This window comes from Rubripirellula reticaptiva (genome assembly GCF_007860175.1).
Classification (GTDB): Bacteria; Planctomycetota; Planctomycetia; order Pirellulales; family Pirellulaceae; genus Rubripirellula; species Rubripirellula reticaptiva.
The window spans coordinates 1599375-1620594 of sequence record NZ_SJPX01000002.1; the positions used below are offsets into that span (position 1 = coordinate 1599375).

Sequence of the window (21220 nt, forward strand, 5' to 3'; positions counted from 1 at the left end):
CTAACAAGCCCGGAGAACCCCATGATGACCGCAACCGAGTGCCCGTCGATCGAACGTCTCAGAGAGCTGACGCTTGGGCGTTTGGCCGAAGACGATAGTGATGCCGTGCTGGACCATCTTCGCGACTGTCAGGTTTGCCAAGCCGAACTGGAAACGATCGGCGACGGCGATGACTCCCTCATCCACGCCATTCGGTCTCCCGACGACGATTCGGGCTTGGCTAGCGAACCCCAGTTCCAGCAGGCTTTGGTCGCGGCCCTGGGGGCACTCGGCAGCCGCGATCCATCGCTCACGTCCTCGGACGTTCCCGCCTTCCCCGTTTCAATGGACGAGTACGAGATCGTTCGTCCGCTCGGCCGTGGCGGAATGGGGAACGTGTATTTAGCCCGCCATACCAAGCTGGGGCGATTGGTTGCGATCAAAGTGCTAGCCAACCATCGTCTAGCTGATGCCAAAATGAAGGAGCGTTTCGAGGCCGAAATGCGGGCGGTCGGTCGGCTAAGTCATCCGGGCATCGTCACCGCTCATGACGCTCGCGAAATCGACGGAACGGCGGTGCTGGTGACCGAGTTCATCGACGGCATGGATTTGTCTCAGTTGGTTTCGCGAACCGGACCGATCGGCGTCGCGAACGCTTGCGAGCTCGTCCGACAAGTCGCGGTGGCACTGCAATACACCAGCGATCAAGGATTCGTTCATCGCGACATCAAACCGTCTAACATCATGCTGGGCAGCGGCGCCGAAGTGAAGTTGCTGGACTTGGGGTTGGCCCGTCTGCAGGAACCCGTTCACGAGCCGTCCAATTTGACCGGCACCGGACAAGCGATGGGGACGGCTGACTTCATCGCGCCCGAACAGGTCACCGACAGTCGCAGCGTTGACGTTCGTGCCGACATCTATTCGCTGGGCTGCACGCTATTCAAACTGCTGACCGGACACGCCCCGTTTACCGGTCCCGAACACTCGACCGCGTTCGCGAAGATGACCGCGCACGTTTCTTCCCCACCGCCAAAGACCAGCGATCAGCTTCCCGATGTGCCCCGCGGCTTGTCGAACTTGATCGCGTCGATGTTGGCGAAAGATCCCGCATCGCGACCACAAACTCCGATGCAGGTTGCTGAAAAACTGACACCGTTTGCTAGAGACGCCGACCTAAATGCGTTGATTCATCACGCCGAAACGGTCGTACCCGATCACGCCGTCGCTACCGAATCGGTACAGCAAGCCCCCCCTCAAACACAGCCGTGGCTGCGACGAACCGTGCCTCGATCCGTTGCGATCGCTGCGGGCTTTGTCGGTTTGTTCGTTGGATTGTGCGGTGGATTTCTGATTCGCATCAAGTCGCCCGATGGCTCGGTCGTGACAGTGAGTGCACCGGAGGGGAGTGAGATCAGCATTCATCCCGAAGAAACGAAAGAGTCCGTACCTACATCCGCTGTCGCGACATCGCTCGGAAACGAATACGAAGCCCCCTTCCTGATGTTTGCGATTTTGGCGTCGAAGGCCGAAACGGACCAGTATGTGGCCAAACATGGTGGGCCGTCCGACGACCTAAACATTTCTCACGATGGCATTCGCTGGTACGTAGTAGATCCAGACGTGACCACGGTGCAGAATTTCGAAAAGGATGGCCAAGCTTTTCATTTAGTTCGCGAAGCTGAATCGCTGAAGTTCACCAACGGAAACTTGCGTGAGGAAATCGAAACGGCGCAATCGAAAGGCAGGCAACTGATCGAACTGCGACTGAGCGAACAATCCGGAAAATCACTCCGCGAGTTGACTCGCAACAACTTGAAGCGACAACTGGCGATCATCGTCAACGGCAAGATTCGAATGGCGCCAACGATCAACGACGAAGTCGGACGCGATGTCGCCATCTCGGGTAAGTTCAGCGACGCAGAAATCAAGTTCCTAATGGATTCACTGGGCAGCGGACTTGTTCAACCATTGTCGAAACCGGCAGACGCGACGGAGTCGAAAACCGATCTCCAGCGATTGCAAGGCGTTTGGCTAATGTCAGAGAACAACCATTCGCTGGTCGCGTTCGACACCTCAACCTTTGTCATAGCCGATCGAGATTCGGTTCTATCCGCTGGAAAAATGACCTTCAAGGGCGGAAAGCACAAACAGATGGAACTGAATTATTCATTTCCATCTGGGCCAAAACAAACGGCAGTTTACCGTTTTCTTGCAAAGGACCGAATCGAACTACAGCTTAGTTACGATCCTTCTGCCTTGCTGTCGACAAACCCCGACGACGCCCTGAGTGTCAACGTGGTGGTAATCGATCGTCTTGGCGACATGCCCAGCACCATGGAACAGACTTTTGAGCTGACAAAGAGTCCTCCGTTGGCCAATATCGAAGTAGACACGAGGGGCAAGTTGCTGCAGGCCGCGATGCAGATCATGCAAGTGAAGTCGATGGGCATCGAAGGATACGCCGCGTTCCACAAGAAAGCACAGACGGCCCAACATCAAACAGAGTCCAACAATCACTTGAAACGATTGGCCCTTGGTTTTCACAACTTCAACGCCGTGTACCGAAAGTTTCCCGCTTCGGCATCGACCGGGCGGGAAGGATCACTTGGCGTCGACAACGAATCGCAGATTCAGCCGTTCTCTTGGCGAGTAGCGATCTTGCCGTTTATTGAACAACAACAGCTTTACGAGCAATATCGCTTTGACGAACCGTGGGACAGCGAAGCCAATTTGAAATTACTGGACCAAATGCCCGACGTATATCGCAGCCCCACGGCGCCGGCCGATCAACCGGCCGGACACACCAACTATCAAGGCATCGCCAACGGAACCGGTGCGATGGGAACCACCGACGGCCTAAAACTACGAGACATCCGCGACGGAACGTCGAACACGTTATTGATCATGGAAACCGAATCGTCGATACCTTGGACGAAGCCGCAAGATCTGGACGGGATACCCGAGTTCACCAATGACGCGGTACTTCGCTACGCCCTGGCCGACGGATCAGTGCAAACGATGCACCCAATCGACATGGACAAACTAAAATCCCTGATCACAAGAGACGGCGGCGAAATCTTGCCCCCCTAACAACATCGGATAGGTTGTCACCGAACAGGTCATGGTTCTAATTCGATCCTAGCGTGTCAGTCGGCCTTGGCCCGATATTTGTCGATGATGTTTTTGATTTTATCAGGACCTCGCAGGCCGCTGACATCGATTTCAATCCCTGATTGAGCCGCACTGCTGACCCCGATCCGACCCGTATCAAGAATTCGTTGAAAGAACGTTTGATCCAGCTGAACGTTGCGTACGTCACGGTGCCAGACTTCGGTGATCGACCGACTGAGCCAACCTCGATGCAATCGCGTTCGAAGGTTGGTGATAGTCAATTCAGTCGACCGGCAACGAAAATACCAAACTAATAGGATGGGGATTCCGACCCCGACAAGGCACAAAATCACGGTGACAACGAATCCGATGGGGTTGTTTCGAAACATCGAAGGCGAGTCAACAAAGACGGTTTCTTCGTCGGACATCTTGTGTGTTCTCCTAGAGAAATTCAAGCGTGAAACAGATACGATCTCTTTTCCCACACTTTGACCGGCCCAGAATGGAGTCAGTCAAGGCGCGAAAAAACGATGCGTCGAAAAATGAAGATCGATGATGGTTCCCTGGTAAAATTATCTCTTAACGCCGGCTTGCGCATTTATACGACTGTTTCCCTCATAACGAAGTTCGGAAATCCGACCATGCTCTTGCTGTCTCGCTCCATCGGTTTGCTCGTTTTGATCGCGGTCGGAATCTGCTTCTCGTTAGCACGACCTTGCGTCTATGCACAGGAACAGACAACTCCCAAACGTCCGGGCGTGTTTCGCCAGAATGATTTAGTAACCGTTCGCGGCGGCGATGGCGAAATGCTTCGCGGTGTTGCTGTTTTTGTATTCAAGTATCGCCGGAGCGACGTTCAACAGTCTGGTGTCGCGCTGCTGGATGACATCGACTCGGACACTTACTGGGACGAATTGGTTGACCGAGGCATCAATGCGGTTCGCGTCGTTTACTTTGATCCATGGCAACGGTCTCACGGCGACGCAGGTGCCAGCGATCCGTATCCCTTCGCTGACCTCGACAATGCTGACGACGTCGCGGCGACGCTTCGCGACATCGACAAGGCTGTCGAACAGGCCGACCGGCGCGGCATGTCGGTGATGATCAATTACCACGACACCGGTGGCTATCGAGATCCGCTGCACACGGTCGCTGCCGACGACCGACACTTTTCCTACGGGGAATCGATGCAGTATTGCCAGCGGTTTTGGAAACTGGTAGCCAGCCGTTATCGAAACCAGGCTCATGTTTTTTACGAACTGACTAACGAACCGGTGCGTTGGCATCCAAACGACTATACCGCGACCGACTTGGAAAATTTCGCCTCGCTGTACGGCCAAGTACGCAGTGATGCACCCGAGACTCATGTGGTGTTGGTATCAGCCGCAACGACGGCCAGTTGGGATCGCCGCCGGAACTTGCTGTTCCTAGCCCGAGAACTTGAAAAACGGGGTGTCGACTTTTCCAACGCGTCTATCGGATTTCATCCTTACTCGCTTGCCGACATCGACGCTGATGGCCAAGCGTGCTCGCCCCAGGTCGCTGACTTGGATCTGATCAAGCCCGTGACCGAGCTGATGAGAGCTGGGTATGCGGCACTGAATACTGAACAAAACTTTCCAACCGGCACGATCGAGTCCGAAGATCCCGATTCTCCGCCGCTCTTAAAAGGCGATAGCACAGGGATCCAATCCATGCAGCGTCTTGGCATCAGTTGGTTTCTTTGGAACACATCAGGCCCCAAAGAAATGAGAAATCTAGACTGGCTGATCACCGACGCGGCGAAGCACGGGTACGCTTGGTAGCCGAGACGATTTGCCGACTGAAACGTGTTTCACGGCTCTACGTCGTCGCCGCGACACGTAAACAGTCATGTCGTACCGATTGTACGGTCCATGGTGAGGATTAATCCGTCTTATCCCTTTACAAGCGAAATGTCGGATGACGGGATCCCGATGATTCTCTCGACGGGCACGTGGTCGGCGATCATCGCTGCGTGTCGGCGACCGGGGCACCACACTCTTCGGATGACTAAACACTCAACGGTTCGACGGGCTGTACCGCTGCATGACGTTCCCGATACAAAATGCCGATACCGCGATATCCAATCGTCGTATTCTTGCGATAGAAACGCCAACCCTTGGAGCAGGTCCGCGAGTCGGATTCAAGTTGCTGCTGTGTTTGATCGCGATGATCATTGTCTGTGCCTGTTTCGTTGCATCCGTTCTTTCGCGTCCAGCACGCACGCCCATTCTGACTTTAACTGGCGTCTACGGTCCCGAATGGGACTTGAATGCTTGGGTGGCCGAAGATCTGGACACGATCGGAACGTTGGGCCAGGGCACGTTCTCTGTCCGCGAACTGCCCAGCATCGATCAAATCGCGGGCGGATTTTGGGACGAAACCAACGATGCGATTCGCGCGGCTCTGCAGGCCTGCCCAAAAGAGCGGCCGTTGACGTTCTATGTGAACTTGCACGGTGCAGTAGACGATGAAGGTCGCGCCTGCTGGATTCCGCCGAATGCGTTAGTGACAGACGCGTCGACTTGGTTTCCAATCAACGACTTCCTGGACCATGTCGCGCAGTTGCAGTCCGAGAATGAGTTCCGCCCGATCGTCTTGCTGCTTGAATGCGGCCGGCTACGAGCCCATTGGCCGGCAGGAATTTCCGACAACGATTTTGATGATCAACTCGGTGGTGTGCTAGCATCGCATCACCGCAATTACCCACAATCCAGGGTCACCATTCTGTCATCGGCGGCTCGTCGACAACGCAGTCTGTATTCTCGGCTTGGCGACGGTGACGTGTTCACTCGCTATGTTGCCGATGGCTTGAGCGGAGCGGCCGACGGCTATGGGACCAATCAAAAGGCGGACGGATACGTCGACACTGACGAACTGCATCGCTTTGTCCGTCAACAAGTCGATGGCTGGGCCGTGCAACACCGCAGTCTGTCACAGACGCCGACATTACATCGCGCAGGTGCGTCGCAGCCCATCGAAATCGCTCGCGTGAGCCGTCAACAGCGGCGTGAATCGACAAAGACTCCGGCTCCGTCGAAGGAAGACCTGAAACGCTTGCGATCAGCAATCGATTCCGCTGTGGCGATGCGCGACCTGCATCCAATTTCGGTGGATGCTCATGCTTGGTCACAGATACAACGAACCATGCATTCGATCGGGCAATCGGTCTACGGAGGCAAGTCCGTCCGAGATTCCAGCGATCGGTGGTACAGCCGACTGGAACACCAATTGCAAAGTTTGCGACAAAAAATTGCTATGCGAGCGAGCGAGTCATCCCATTGGGTGGACATCGAAATGAATCGAAGTGCCCACCAAATTTGGTCCGCGATCGCAAAGCAGCCCACCCATCGTACCGCAGCCGACATGATCCGAGAGCTCGCCCCAGACAAAATCGTACCAGTCCCAATGCTGTACGCTCTGCTGCATGGCGACGAGGACAAAATCGTTGCATCGGGCGGTACGGAGTCGAAATTTTGGCGACGGACGGATCTGATTCGGCGTCTGGCGTCGGCACAGGCCAGCTGGCTTGATACGACTTTGAGTCTGCCCGACGGAGTGTTCCCGGCTGCCGATCAGATTGCGTCGCCTGTACACAATAGCAGACGACATCTGGCCGATACGATCCTGGCAAATGTCTCGCCACTGGGCGATGCGCTCGCGGACGATTCTAAAACCGGCGAATCTACTTCGATCGATTCGGTCGTCCAATCGCTGGATCAGTTCGAAAGCAGTGTGAAGACGGCACGAGCGGCGTTATCCGAGTTAGTGCTGGCATGGGAGACTCGCGATCAAGCTTTCCTAGAACTGCCCTATCTGATCCAAGTGATTGACGAAGTCACCGCGACACTGCACTCCCATTTGGCCGATACGGACGAGTCAACTGGCATGGATGATGTCATGCGATTGGATACGTTGCTGAATCAATTTACCGATCAAAAACAACCCTGGACACCGACCAGCAGCGACCAAATCGCCATCGCGACAAAGCGATCTCGCGAGTTTCTGGAACACATGTCGGGAGCGCGAGAGTCGACTCTGATGTCCATGCACGACACGCCGGCGAAGGGCTCATCCGGCTCGATGGGTGCCAGGGCGGGCACGTTATCGTCCGCCAATCGCTGTGGCTTGATTGCGTCGGATCCGTTTCAACAAATGCGAATCGAAGAACGACTTCGACAACTCGATGGCGAGCTTGCTCACAAGCCCCTTCCGTCGCTTGTCTCAAATCATGATCAAGTTGACGAACACACGGTCCATGTCACTCCCGATTCATTGGGGATCATGCTGGGACTGGATCCCGACGATACCAACGCCAGCGAAGTTCGCCGACAGCTACGTTCCCTGACATCCACTCACAGCCAGACGCTGACGAACCGCCACAAGGCGCGGCGAGCAGTTTCGATCATCGTCAACGAACAATTCTCTGGCGTGATCGACGCTGCCCAGAAAGCCGAACGTCAGTCTCGGTTGGCCAGCCGCATCGACGAGACGCTGGATGACTTTTGGTACGCGCCGTCTACTTCGGGATCGGCATACTTTGACGTTACTGCTCAGGCGCTGCTAAGCCTGGCTGGGACCGATGCGATTGAAACGCCGACTTGGAAAACGACCAAGCGAGCGGTGAATGAAAAGCTTATCTTGCGTCGACTCGCGTCCGCTAACGGACTGGTGATCCAAGCGAAATCTACACCTTCGTTTATCGAGCGACAGAAACAATCGATTTCGGTTTCGCTGGATCCATCGGCAGGTCAAGGACAACTGCCCGGCGGAACTGCAGTCTTGTCAATTCGCCAACCCGATGGTGTGACCAGTCTATCGGATCAGCCGATTGTGATTCGTGATTCTGGTCCGACGACTTCGCCGTCAAAATCAGCGATCAGTGAACTGACGCTGACGACCATGCAAAGTAGCGACTCGGTCGCCGAGGTGAACTTCCGGGGCAATCGCTACCAATCGTCGGTGATGTCATCTGGCACGGCATTTGGCGTTGCGTCACGCGGCCAATCCCGCGAAACCGGCGCCGAGATCACGATCCGAGACGCAATGGACGCTGGCCGCGCGGTCACGTTCATCCTGGACTGTTCCGCCTCGATGAACGAGTCTGTGGACGGGGAACTCGGTCGTTCCACGCCGGGCTCGCGAAGTGCGAACAAGTTCGACGCCGCCCGTTCGGCTCTCTACGAGATGATGCGGCGCATGCAGCCGAGCGGCTCGCAAGTTGGACTAGTTCTGTATGGGCACCGCATGGCCGTTGCCGCTGACCAACGATTCAGTGAAAACGATGGACTGCTATTACAGAAACGGTATCACAAACGGTTTCCCTTCTCACCAACGATCCGGCCGTTCGAAGATGTAGAGGTTGCCTTGCCCACAGGACGCTTTGATATCGTTGAACTCGAACTCGCACGACAGCACTTGGACGCTGCCGTGCCGTGGGGGCAAACGCCTCTTTATCTTGCGATTTCCAAAGCGATCAATGACATCAGTCGCGCCGGTCACGGTGTCACCAAAGACATCATCGTGATTTCAGATGGACGTAACTACCAGTTCAATCCAACGGCCGAGACTGTCTTCACGCTTGGTCAATTGGTTTCTCAGGCAACCGAACATGGCGTGCGAATTCATGTCATCGGATTTGGGTTGCCAACGGCCGAAGCAGCCACCGCAGCGATCGAGTTTGAGACCTTGGCAAGTGGTAGCGGTGGCGAATCCGTGATCGATGTGAAGAACGCAACGGAGTTACTGAGGCGAATGGAACAGCTATCGTCGTCCCAGACTTTCCAGATCCAACTGCCCGACGGAACTAAACGGGAAGGCAAATTTAGCGAAACGATCAAGTTGCCAGAGATCGCGAACGTCAACTCACCAATCTTGGTAAGCATCGGCGGCGTATCCACGACGATTGCGGTCTCGCCCGGCGATTGTTTGGAATTGCTGGCCAACCAAATGCAACATCGACTCAGTACACCCCCGTATCTGGCTGGGGCTCCGGTGTTTCGACCGCTGGCGACTGCGGAGGACCACGCCGTATCGACACGTGTCGGCGTTGAAACGCCAACGCTTGAAAAGAAAGATTGTCGTTTCCGGCTCTCGCTGCAACGAGGCGATCAACAAGTTTCCGATCGCCCAGCGTCGATGTGGGTAGAAATCGTGCCGAAGTCTCGTGAGCCTATTGCTAACCAAGTTGCCACTGATCAGGTTGCCTATCGAACTAGCCAGTTCCAGTGGTTGCCGAAGATGCCTTGTCCGGTCGCCGAGTTCTCGTGCCAAGATTGGCCTGCCAACGCGACTGGTTACCAGATGCAAGTGTGGTGCGCGGCCAAGTCACCGACTTCTGATTTAGTGACAATCGACGCTGAGTCAAGCGAAGGCAAATCACGAGATTTGAAGGGGATCGACGGCGTGACGTACCGCATTGAACGAACTGCTGATGAAATCCAGATCGGGTTTGAGTATGCCGGCACCGATTCAGTCGACTTGGACGCGATGTTGGTGGTCAATGTCAACGGAGTCCCGCTAGCGTCCGCAGATCATTGGTACGACGACGGCGGCAAACGCAGCTTCCACGTGTTCCGATTGGCAGACACATCGGGGACGGTTCACCTTGAGCTTGAAACGATCTCGAACATCAAAAAGCGATCGGTACACACGGTTCGCCCCATCCAAGGAACCATGCTGCCAAGTGTTGCGACCCTTCAAGCAACGACGCCCGGCGGAATACGTAAATAGCCCCCACCGTTGTTCGGGTACGGACCAAATCCCGGGTAACACAACCGTATAAGAAGGACAAGCCAATGCCGAATTTTCTTGTAGAGCCACGGGTCAAGGGCAATCCCATCATGCAACAGATGGCGGAGGTAATCATCGCCGCATTTGCCGAGGCGCCCCCGAGTATTCCGCCTTCGAAAGTCCACCGGCTACAGCAAGCGACCCGCAAGCGGTCCAACGCGATGGACGAGGGCCGGTCCGCCAAAATTCAATTGCCTGCGGATGCCGTTTTCCGGGGCCACCACACCGTTCTATTGGAGATGAAAATCCGAGCGTTTTTTAAGGAACTGCAATTGAAGAAGCCGGCGATCGATAAGCTTTGGGAACTGTTCAAAACGGGAATCGTCGAACAACGCGAACTGGTCAAGCTGAGGGACACACGCGACGTCAAAATTGGTCGTGATCATCCCGAGCACACCAACCATTCGTTTTTGGACATTGCATCGGTTCTTGAGACGAATCAATCGCTGTTCGCGCACAACAAGATGGCACTTTGGTCGGGTGGCTACGCCGTCAGCGAGTTCGCTCAATCACTTGGCTACACCTGTCTTGAATCTTCCCTAATCGGTGCTGCGATGGAGCGCGGCAAATGGTACCGCAGCGATGAAACACTCAAGGCACTCTGGAATTACTTGTCCTACGAATTTGTTTGCCAAGCCGCGCAATCAGACATCCACATGTTCGTACGGAACTTTGATAAAAATAGCGTGATGTTTCGTATCGAGTTACCCAAACTGCTGAAGTTGCAGCAGCAACATGGCATGCGATTTCGAATCTTGTGGCACGTTTTGGTCGGCGACACGGAGAACGCTCACGAATTAAAATCGCTCGACCGGGCTGGAAAGCTCGTCTCGGGCGAAGCCGCCAAATACTTGTTCTTCGATTCGCCGGAAAGTGCCGAAGATGCCATGCGAGCGTACTACGACGGGCTGAGTGACAAAGAAGCCAAGCGAATCAAGAATCGCGAGTTGGTTCTTTCGAGTTCGGTTCAGCCGAAGTATCGACGAGTCGCCTGATGGAGCCGTCTGGTTTTCTCGTTGTGGCGTCTTTTCTGCGCAACGGTTCATACTTCGAACACGTCGCCATGACTTGCCAATAGGCCGGGAGAGCTTTGAGTCGTGGACTTCGCGAAGGCACTTGCGAATCGTCGCCAGCGAAGCTTGACGGGCTCCTTTTGAGGAAGCCGATGATGCTGAAGATTTCGACACCACAGAGTCCAGCTTTGCGAATCTCCAGCGAAATTTTGCGAGCGTGCGCATGGCCGCGCAGGCTACAAGCTAGTCAACGGAACCAACGGCGTTAAGCGAGGCCGAGTGGCAACCGACTTAGCTATCCACCTCGATTCAACACGAATGCGAATTGGCCGAGTTGATCACTGCGAAACTGTTCGACCAAGATTCTATGCTGTGGCTTGAGTACCGCTTCAGCGTTGAACCCGCCGCTCTCATCTTGGCCGCCCGAATGGCATCGCGATAAACGAACGTCTTCGCCCCATCGAGTGTTGTACCGCAGCTTAGTTTTCGTGAAGAATTTGTAGCGACAGTCGTCAAGACTTTCGGCGTTTTCCACGCAGGCCGAAACCGTTGACGAGTTTCGCTACCCAAACGACAAGCAGCGATGGAATCGCTAGTACCGGACGATCAACCTTCCGACAGAATCTGCAGCACCAGTTCGCTCGGCGGTGTCTCAATTGGGAACTCGGTTTCTGTGACACAGCCACAGGAAGCGGGATCGAGCGGTCCGCCACAAGCATCCAGCGCCAGTCGGGCCAGCCGACGTGCTTTGGAATTTGGTTCGAACCAACAGCATGGCCCCGTTTTCTCAAAAACCATTCGGGTCAGTTTGCGACGAATCGCGTCACTGCAACATCCGCTGCATCCTGGGTCGCATCCACGACGCGAAGCAATTACGGCTTCGACCGCGGCGATGCGAACGTTAGCGGACACGTCGTCGAGCGCCGCCAAAATTCCTTCTTCGACATGCGGATTTGTGACACAATCTTCGCCCGCCAAGACGGCCATCGCTTTGACCTTTGCCGCTTCGACAGCCTTCGCCTTTTTCACTTTGTGAGCTCCCGCAACGGCGGGCGACGGCGATGCTGCGTTAGCGGGATGCGAGAGCGGCAGGCTGAGCGGCTTTGGCTCCAGCGCCGGAACGACAACTGCAGCCTTCTCGCGAGTAAGCTGAGCAAGCAGGATCGTTTTACGAGCCGCTCGACGGGCCACATTGTCGATTCCCAAAAAGCGAGGCAGGGTCATCGATGATTCCGCCTGTGGCACGACCAATCCATCGGCACCAACGACGATCGGCGTTGTTGCTTGGCGATCAAGTGCATCCAGCGAGGCGCAGCCGGAAACGAGGGGAACGCTAGCGAAGCCCAGCAGCAGACTCAACGGCGAAAATCGGCGAGCGGTCGTCTGCCGTCGGGCGTTCATTCTCAATCGATGCGGATGGTGGAGACGTTGGATGGTTGCGGCGGCTTGACCGCAACACGTACGCTTTTGGCATATTTCATTCCGCGGTAGAGCCCCTCGAGGGTCAATTCGTACTCGCCCGCTTTGACGTCGGGAATCACGAAATTGCCGCCCGCGTCGGTCAGTACCTCTTGGGGTAAATTCGACGCTTGGGAGGGTTCCTCCACTGCTTTTCCGGTCGGATTGTCCGGCTTTTCATTTGGACTGTCCGGCTTCGATTCCGTTCGCCGTGTCAGGGCGACTTTCATCCCCGCGACTGGAAGTTTCACATAGGCGATCTTGCCGCGGACAGCGGTGGACTGCGACTGTTGTTTCGTGATCCATTCCGCCTCGCTGCGGACTTCGATCGCGACGGTCGTAACGGCACCGATATTCTGTGCGGCGTCCGTTGCTTGGATCAACAACGTGTGAGTACCCGAGACCAGCGCGTCCGTCGGAGCGATGATCGCCCAGTGCCCTTGGCCGATCCGCTGTCCGGCCAACGGCTTCACATCGGACGTGAATTCTTGCTGACCGGCCGTCGCCCAACCGGCGCGAATCGAGGCCGCTTCGCTCAGTCCCGCATCGTCGACCACGACCCGAACCACAACCGGTTTCCCCAACACGGACGGCAGCGGCGATTGAAACTGAACATCTTTGACCTTCGGTGCCTGCGCATCAAACACTCCCGTCAAAGCATTGCTCCAAATCATCTGTGCGCCTCGTTGCAGACTTGCAATCAGCGGTGCTCGTCGATCTTTGACCAGGCCAACCGGAACGGACAGTCGATGAGGTTCGACTTGACTGTGAAGCCCCAAAGCCCCGGTTGCGTTGACACCCGCCCAAGCAAACTTAATCGCGGTCGGTGTTGAGACCGTCACGGACGGTTCTTCGTCAAGATATCGATCGCCATTCAGATCGATGCCTAGCGTCAGTTGGTCAGAACCATACCGAAATTTGCTGTCGCTTAGGTCGACCCAAACATTCGCATCGACCACATCAGCACCCTTGGGGACAATGAACTGATCCGAATCGGAATCGGGCGTCCGAATCGTCACGGACGCGTCGGTATCCGACGGTGCAATTGCAACCTCGCTGCGATCGCCGGCAACGTGAAACACAAAAGCACTCGGCCATTGGTCGGTTAGCACGCGAACGCCGAACGCACGTCCGTCGCAACCGGCTGCTGAGTAGGATTTATTCGCTTGCGTGCCGGGCGGCACCATCATGTCACCACTGGCCATGATGCGATTGCTGACCACGTCGAATAGTTCGACACGAACATGAGTCGATGCATCGACTCCGTCGAGCGATTGAATTGAAACGTCGACACGTTGCAAATTGTGATCAAACGCTACCACAGGTCGAATCAACGCAGCCGGGCGATAAACACACGGTCCGAGGTCGATCATTTGGACCGCGTCACAATCTTCATCAGTCACTTCACACCACAGTGATGCGACCGTGACCGGTGCAGCAAGCGGATCGAGCTTGGCGGGCAAAAACGTGACCTTCGCCGGCTCAACCTCGTTAACCGGCAAGCCAGGATGGACCGCCAATTCGAACGGGACGGATTGCGACGACAGCCATCGTTGGATCTGATCCTTGTTCATGGTCGGCGGCAGTTCGCCGGGCGATTCTGCCCATGCGAGCAAACGCACTTTGACGATCTGAGTTTGCGAAGTTAACGCTTTGAGCCATAGGTGTCGAAAACGATCACGATTCGCGTGCATGATCCACTGAGCCGAGCCGTTGGGGACCGATGCGAGCGCTGAATCGGTGCCATTGTCCAAAGTCGCTTCCGCGATATCCGCCAGCGGCATCTTCAAGGGGACAACGGCGCGATAAACATCATCGCGGGTGATCCAGCGAACGTTGACCGCACTATTTCCATGTTGCGAAGCCTGATTCGAGTTCGCCGACCGGTGGATTTCCATCGTCGCCGAAGGCACCGAAAGTGGCAACAATTTCGGTGCCGGGTGTTCCAACCGCTGTGCCGCGACGGTTTGATACGCCGAAGCACCCACCATCCTTTGGATCAAATGAGTTGACTCATCAGACACAGCGTCAACCTGAAACCACTTGCCATCGAACTCCACTTCCAGCGTTCCTTGCAGAGTGCTATCCGATAGCGATCTGACAGAGACCCCAACCGACACATAATCCGACATTGCCATCGACCCACGCACCGACACATCGAACTGATACTCGGACTGCAGGCGGGGCAGAGTGCTCAATCCCATCGCCAACGCGAGACGTTGGTAACGGCTGTTAGCTTTCACCAATTGCTCTCGTTCGGTTTGTGTCGAATCGGCAGCAAGATCGCGGGTGTCGCTGGCAAGCGAGTGCAGAATCCACGACCAGCGCAGGCTTCTTGCAAGACGGACGTCAGCATCGCTCGCATCGGCAGCGCCCACCACAGTCGTCGACAGTTGCGAGTCCAGGTCCAAGTCGTCGATCGACTGCTTGAATTTGTCGACTGCCGAGATGATTTCTTCTTCCGAGTACGACGAGCTTGACAACGCAGCAATCGCAGTTTCGGAATCGCGTGTGAGTCGCAAAAGCACGTCCTGGGACCGAGAGTCGCCAGCCAATAAGACTTGGGCGGCCAACGACGAACGAGCGATGCGTGTGCGAGTCTTTTCGATGAAGCTGTTGTCGAGTCCCGTCACTGGCATCACTTCGATCGCTTCGCCCGCCGAACCGTCGCTGCGCGCCCAACCGCCGGCGAGTCGCAGCCGTCGCTTTTGAATCGACTGGATCAACGCGGTGCACCGATTCATGTTGCTGCCCATGCGACCGTCTAACCATGCTTGAAGATCGAGTGTGTCACGCAGCAGTTGACACACACCGTCGTCTTTCGGCGTCTGAGCATGGATCGGCAGCACCACCAACGAGTTGACGTTCTTGTGAATATCAGCACAAATCTGCATCGCTTCGTTGATCGCAGTCACGTCTTGCTGGATTTTCACGTAGCCTCGAAGACTCGCTTTCACTTGCTCAGACACAAACGTGGTGTTGTCGCTGCGGACAGGACTCAGCAAACTTCGCTCGGCATCCAAACGGTTCCATTGCAGATTCTGCCAGGCATCAGCGAACCATTCGCGTGGCACTCGGTCGATTGCCAACCGGTTGGCGAGGACTCGGCATTGGATCAAATCTTGCTTCAATGACCACGGAACATCCACTGGCATGACCGTCCGCATCCAGGTCACTTCGTCCCAGGGTGCAGCGGTAATTGTTGGCGACTCCATCCACTTTTCGGCAACGGTCTGGGCCGTGTCCGCGCTAAGCAACGAATGCAACTGCGAATCCACTTCCGCAGCCTTGTCACTGCGATTGGTACCGATCCCGCTAGCCATCATCTCAATCGCGACCGCCAGTGTTGGTGCGGTGACGTCGTAATGAGTGTCGGGCTCAGGCAGCGTGGTGTCGTGTTTCGTTGACTCTGGTCGTGTTTCCGCGTCCTTCGCAACGACGGCGGTTTCGCCATCCTGGCCCGGCTTTGCGTCTGACTTTGCGTCTGACTTCTGAACGGGTGCCAGCGCGACGTGCTTCCATTTCGATCGCAGCGTGGTTGAGAACACATGGGTCACACTCGCTTGATGCCCATCGTCAGCGACCGGATTGACCACATCTAACCACTCGGCCACCGAAATTACTCCGTTAGCGTTTGCATCCGCGGCTCCACCGAACCCGTCGATCGCCAGTTGGGTTAATGGCGATACAAAGTTTTTGTCGGCTGGCGTTAACGTTCGTCGGACCTGCGTGTGATGAGTGATGACCAAGACCTTCGCATTTTGCATCTGCGAAATCTCACGATCGATGCTACGCGAAAAATGCCACGCGGTGATCTCGGGAAGCCGGCCAACCGAATCGCTCTGGTTCTCGATCGCATCCACCAGGACGATCGACGGAGAATCAGCGTCTGCCAAAACACGAACCATTTCCAATAGATCCAACGACTCGGGCCGCATCCCCGACTCGGACTCGGCCGGCGAAAGTGTGGGGCGATCATTGACGACCGATGCGACACCCGCGACGTGGATGATTCGAGGCTGAGTCGCGATTTCGTCCTGCCCCAGAAACGATTTAGAATCCGAGAGCGAATGGGTTTCGACGACTCGAGACGTCGGCATCGACCGTGCGAAAGTTTGAAATTGCTGTAACGAATCGATCGCCATTTGTTGCGCAGAAATTTCGGACGGATCACTCGACTCCACTGACGGTTTTGGTCCGATCGAAATCACACATAGCTGCGGCGTCACCAAGGGTCGCCAAACCGCGATCAAAAACCCACCCGTCACAACGAACAAGATCGCGGACAGCACGATTTTTTCGCGCAGCAACGACCGTGATCCGGTCTGAGCGGATCGCCAATCCTTCAGCTTCGCATCGTGCGATGGTCGTTCGATCAGGTCGTTACTGTTACGCATCCTATCCTTGTCGATTCCTTTCCTCGCAGGTGGCGGCAATGCCGATCCGCAAATCCGCCGCGTCAAATCACTTTGCTGCCATCGCTATCCGCCGATCATCACGTCCGGGGCACCCGCGTCGACCGTACCACCATGCTCGGTTGGGTCGCCCATTCGAACCGCCGGAACGCCGCCGATCATCACCGTGGCTGAACCCTCAATCAGTGTGTCTGGGGGACCATTGCAGGCTGCCGAATCGCCGACGATCGCTGCTGGCAAGCCGCCGATCAAAACCGTGGGCGCCCCGGGACCTTCGAGGGGGCCACCGACATGCGGTACGACTCCGGTTAACGACGTGCAACTGTGCGGGTCTGTTACGCGGGCTGCGGCAGGCATCAGGCGGCTCCTTTGTGTTCGTTTCGAGTCCCTGTAGCTTCCATTTGATCAAGTAACAACTTCCCAGACTCCAGCCACTGCGACATCGCGACCGTACGATCCGCTTGGGCTGCCAGCGACCATCGATGAGCGGTCAGGATTGCGATGCCGCATAAATGCTTCGGTGGCACGATCATCGGTTGATCGTCTCGAGCGAGACTGCCACCGCTGAGAACGATTGCCTGCGAGATCCACTTAACAACGTTGGATGGTTCAACCACCTTTTTAAGTTGTTCAGCAACGACGCGTCGGTCAGCCTCGCCGCCCGTGCTAGTCCAAGCCAGCATCGCATCAAGCAGCGGATCCTTCGCGGACTCGATCAAACCGCTGGACACGATCGCCCAATCGACGGCAACGACCGCAGGCAATGCGGCCGCGATGAAACGGATAGCATCATCGGCCAGTCCGGCGTCAATCAATCGCTGCAAGTACAAGCTGCATCGATCCGGGGTTTGCAACAGATCAATCGCGGTGTGCGACAGCTTCATCCTTGTCGCAACTTCACCAATGCGAAAGTTATCGTCGACCACCGGTGCATCCGAAGGTTCATCCTTTGCCGCGGGTTCTTTCACCTTGGGAACAAGATCGGGAGACCAGCGAATCGAAAATGAGGTCTGACCGGCCAAGAACTCCGTCTTCTGATCACAACGATCCGACAACGTGAATCGCTCGACCCCATCACCATTGACCCATAGAGTCTGTTGCTCGCCCAAGACTTCTACCACGGCATCAGATCCGCAGCGAACCACAAAGTGTTCCAGCGCAATTGACTGGTCATCAGGAATGCTCAGTTCAACCCACTCGCTGCTGCCTACCCGCGCTTCTTGACCGACGCGCAGCAACAAACGAAGATCGGCCTGGTTCGTTGGATGGGCGGTCAGTAGCAGTGGCATTGGAAGTTCGAGTGTTAAAGAGGTTGATTCGTTTCACAAAGCGAGTTGGGCCATGCATCAGCTTTAAAATACAGGCTTTGCTGAAACACTAATTGATTTGCACGATGGCACCCTTCACGGTGAGCTGACCATCGGATGTCAGATCTGTGGTGGCGCCGCCACTGAGCGCGAGTGCTGCGTCGGCGGCTGCGTTGATTTCAGGTGCGGCGATGTTGGCCTGAGCATCCGCTTTGATGTCGATCTGCGTTGACTGAATTATGATTCCAGACGGAGTCAACTGAATGATTGACTCACCGCATTTCAGCGTGATCGAGGTGTTCGCTTCGATCGTGATCGCACCACTTTCAGCGGTCACTATTCGGTCGCCCTGCTTGATCGTCAGCGTATCGTTGCCAGTATCGATCGTGGTCGAGCGATCCTGGCCGATCTCGGTGGTTTGGTTTCCGGTACCGCTGCCGACACCGACTTTGATGTCCTGGTTGTTGTAGATTTCGATCGACTGATCGCCCGCGTCTTGCTTTTCAAAACCGACTTTCAAAGCGTCGTTGTTTTCAACCACACGAAGAAAGTCTCGTTCGCTGTGCAGATAAATCTGTTCAGCGTCTTTCGTGTCATCAAACGTCAGTTCGTGAAAACAATCGACATCCCCGCCCTTGGTGCTGCGCGTTCGAAAGACCGTCTTCGCTTGGCCCGCGGTTAGGTCTTCGGGTGGCATCCGATCGGCGTTGAAGACTCGTCCCGTCACGATCGGGCGATCGATGTCACCGTCAAAAAACGCCACGATGACTTCATCGCCAATCCGCGGGATCGATGCCGCGCCCCAACCTTTACCGGTCCAGGGCTGAGTCACTCGCATCCAACACGAACTACTGTCGTCCCCGGCCCCCATCGTGTCCCAAGCAAATTGGACTTTGATGCGGCCGTAGGAATCGGTCCAAATCTCTTCTCCCGCTGGTCCCACCACCGTGGCGATTTGTGGCCCGGAAACCACGGGGCGCGGCGTCTCGTGCGACGAACGAAACGGAATCGATGAGGGTTGAATTTGCAGTTGCCCGTCAATCCCGAAGCCATTGCTCGATCCGCCGGCGGCGATGTCGGGCGCACTGGCTTGAATTTGGCGAGCCGTGATTAAGTATTCCTGATTGAGATCGCTCTGGGGATGCGATTCCATGGTCAGCAAGTTGCCGGCTAGGATTGAGTTGGTCGAGACCTTGACGGTCGCTCGCCCTTGTCGTGCGCTGGCCGCTTCGGTCAACACGCGGGCATAGTGTTGTCCGTCATCGGTTTCGAAGTACCGTCCTGGAAACTCATACCATTGCCACTCGCTTACCGTATCGGGCGCGTTCTGGCGGACAGTCATCTCGGCACGCGGTTTTTGGAAATCGTAGTCTCGCAACACGTACGATGCGGTGCTGAAATGACGTTGGCTCGTCCACTGAGATACACACATTTCGGTATTCTCAGATTCGAAGTCGTGGTACGGCAACGAGGCCAGCGAATCGGCAGTGTGGTGTGCACTGACATCATCACACAGGATCATCGTGTGTCCGTCGTTGGCGTATTCGAAGTAGTAGTAGATGCCTTCTTCTTCGAATAGACGGCTGAGAAATTGAAAGTCAGATTCGCCGTATTGAACACAGTAGGCGCGTTGTCGATACGTTTGAGTAAGCCGATCTTCAAGCTCGCCCGCAAAACCTCGCGTCTCAATTACCGCCTTGGCAATGTCGACCACCGATTGCTGTTGAAAAATCTGTGACCCGCCCACATGCCGAAGCAATCCAAACCAGGGCACCAACGTCGCGTGATAATCATAGTGCCCGTTGCTGATCCCACGTAGCCCAAACTCAGTGACGTACCCGTGCAGATAAGTCGGTTCATCATCGGCGTTGCCTAAGCGAATCGAAACCGGTTGCTTCAACAGATCCGCCGGATCGATATCGCCTTGCAGACTAACCATTTCCAAGCTTCCCTGAAACGGTCGTCCCAACTGCTCGGACCACGACACATTGATCAGCATCAGCGCGTCCTCACCCAGTGGGGTACTAACGGCGATCGATCGAGTGGCTTGCGGATTGGACATGGCGAATTCTAGATAATGAACTGGCAGTCACCAGCGTCCGATTGAGGCGCCGAACTGTTGATCCATGCGCTGCGGCCAAGCGAGCCGACATGCCCAGCCGATCCGGTACGGCTCAGTGACATTCGTGGCATTGTTCGTCGATCTAGGATCAGCCGGACACGACAATCCAATCCGGGATCGATGTAGCTGCGAATCAAATCTCGCAATTCGTCGTGCCCCGATTCACCTGGCAATAGGGTCTGGAACAGATCAAACACGATGGGGCCAATGTCGAGATCAATCATCGATCGACGATCAGGCACCGAACGACCCAGCACGATGCTTTGGCCTAATCGTCCGCCACGTCCCTGCTTCGATGACGAACGACTGAGCACCGACAGATCCTCAGGTTCAAGCCGCAGGTTCCGCAGTCGGAAGGTTTTGATTTTGGCGTCTGCTTGGACGGTCGCCGAAACGATTGCCGCCAAGCCTTCGGCGTTACGGTGAGATGATGCTAATCGCCCGCTGAAATAGAGTCGATTGTCTTCACCGGTGCCTCGGCCAGACATCGGCATCACGCCCGAGATCGCACCGACGTAACTCGCGAATCGATCCTGGTCCGGACGGTCACGCTGGACCGCTCCGCGACTGCTGCTCCACGCCCGATAAAACAACATCGCCATGCGATGATGGAACAGATTCAGGAACGCTTCGAGCGCTGGATCACTCTCGTGCCGAGTTTCATGCCGTACCGTTTCAGTCATCTGCAACGGCAACGGACCGCCGGGGCCAAGCAATCCGAAAAACCGCTGGCTCAAATGAGCTCGGCCATCCGCCGGTGAATCAATGCGATCGATCGTCGCTGGTGCAAAGTCCAGTGCCGTGGTTTGACGAATCCGAACGGCTTCCTGATGAGCTTGTCGCGCATGACCGACGCGCGGCAACGATCCTGCCAATCCCTCGATTCGGCGAATCGCTTGAAAAAAATCAAGCTGATGAATCGAATGCCCAAACTTTCCGGCGACCCGTTGGTCCCAGTTTGTTGGCGTTCTCGTTGACGCATCGGACAAAGATTCGCTCATT

Annotated in this window: 12 protein-coding genes; 4 read left to right on the forward strand and 8 right to left on the reverse strand. The window is 55.8% G+C overall.

Annotated features, from left to right (window positions below; all coding sequences use genetic code 11):
* Positions 1-21 precede the first annotated feature (21 nt).
* Positions 22-3069 (forward strand): protein kinase domain-containing protein, encoded by a 3048-nt coding sequence (locus tag Poly59_RS12270; protein ID WP_146534289.1) that lies wholly within the window; start codon positions 22-24, stop codon positions 3067-3069.
* A gap of 56 nt (positions 3070-3125) precedes the next feature.
* Here Poly59_RS12270 and Poly59_RS12275 read toward each other — a convergent pair whose 3' ends face one another.
* Positions 3126-3518: a PH domain-containing protein gene (locus tag Poly59_RS12275; protein ID WP_146534290.1), complete on the reverse strand. Its 393-nt coding sequence runs from the start codon at positions 3516-3518 to the stop codon at positions 3126-3128.
* Between the two features lie 213 nt (positions 3519-3731).
* Between Poly59_RS12275 and Poly59_RS12280 the strand changes: the two genes are divergently transcribed.
* The 3 genes from Poly59_RS12280 (at position 3732) to Poly59_RS12290 (ending at position 10898) form a co-directional block, all read left to right on the forward strand.
* Positions 3732-4895, forward strand: a complete 1164-nt coding sequence (locus Poly59_RS12280) for a cellulase family glycosylhydrolase (protein WP_186776198.1) — start codon at positions 3732-3734, stop codon at positions 4893-4895.
* A 262-nt stretch (positions 4896-5157) separates the two neighbouring features.
* Positions 5158-9843: a vWA domain-containing protein gene (locus Poly59_RS12285; protein WP_246151581.1), complete on the forward strand. Its 4686-nt coding sequence runs from the start codon at positions 5158-5160 to the stop codon at positions 9841-9843.
* A gap of 65 nt (positions 9844-9908) precedes the next feature.
* Positions 9909-10898, forward strand: a complete 990-nt coding sequence (locus tag Poly59_RS12290) for a hypothetical protein (RefSeq protein WP_146534292.1) — start codon at positions 9909-9911, stop codon at positions 10896-10898.
* 313 nt (positions 10899-11211) lie between these two features.
* On the opposite strand, the gene Poly59_RS12295 is transcribed toward Poly59_RS12290, so the two are convergent.
* The 7 genes from Poly59_RS12295 to tssG all read right to left on the reverse strand — a co-directional run bounded on the left by Poly59_RS12295 (position 11212) and on the right by tssG (position 21219).
* The gene (locus Poly59_RS12295; RefSeq protein ID WP_146534293.1) at positions 11212-11451 is read right to left on the reverse strand and encodes a hypothetical protein; all 240 of its coding nucleotides are present in this window, start codon (positions 11449-11451) and stop codon (positions 11212-11214) included.
* Positions 11452-11522: 71 nt separating this feature from the next.
* The gene (locus Poly59_RS12300; RefSeq protein WP_246151582.1) at positions 11523-12317 is read right to left on the reverse strand and encodes a hypothetical protein; all 795 of its coding nucleotides are present in this window, start codon (positions 12315-12317) and stop codon (positions 11523-11525) included.
* Positions 12318-12319: 2 nt separating this feature from the next.
* Complete coding sequence (locus Poly59_RS12305; RefSeq protein WP_146534294.1) at positions 12320-16771, reverse strand: Ig-like domain-containing protein; 4452 nt, start codon at positions 16769-16771, stop codon at positions 12320-12322.
* Between the two features lie 84 nt (positions 16772-16855).
* On the reverse strand, positions 16856-17146 hold the full coding sequence (locus Poly59_RS12310) for a PAAR domain-containing protein (protein WP_146534295.1): 291 nt from the start codon (positions 17144-17146) through the stop codon (positions 16856-16858).
* Positions 17146-18078: a DUF6931 family protein gene (locus tag Poly59_RS12315; protein ID WP_146534296.1), complete on the reverse strand. Its 933-nt coding sequence runs from the start codon at positions 18076-18078 to the stop codon at positions 17146-17148. Before Poly59_RS12315 ends, Poly59_RS12310 begins: the two co-directional genes overlap by 1 nt.
* An 88-nt stretch (positions 18079-18166) precedes the next feature.
* On the reverse strand, positions 18167-20158 hold the full coding sequence (locus Poly59_RS12320) for a type VI secretion system Vgr family protein (RefSeq protein ID WP_146534297.1): 1992 nt from the start codon (positions 20156-20158) through the stop codon (positions 18167-18169).
* A gap of 8 nt (positions 20159-20166) precedes the next feature.
* Complete coding sequence (tssG, locus tag Poly59_RS12325; RefSeq protein WP_146534298.1) at positions 20167-21219, reverse strand: type VI secretion system baseplate subunit TssG; 1053 nt, start codon at positions 21217-21219, stop codon at positions 20167-20169.
* Between the last annotated feature and the right edge of the window lies 1 nt (position 21220).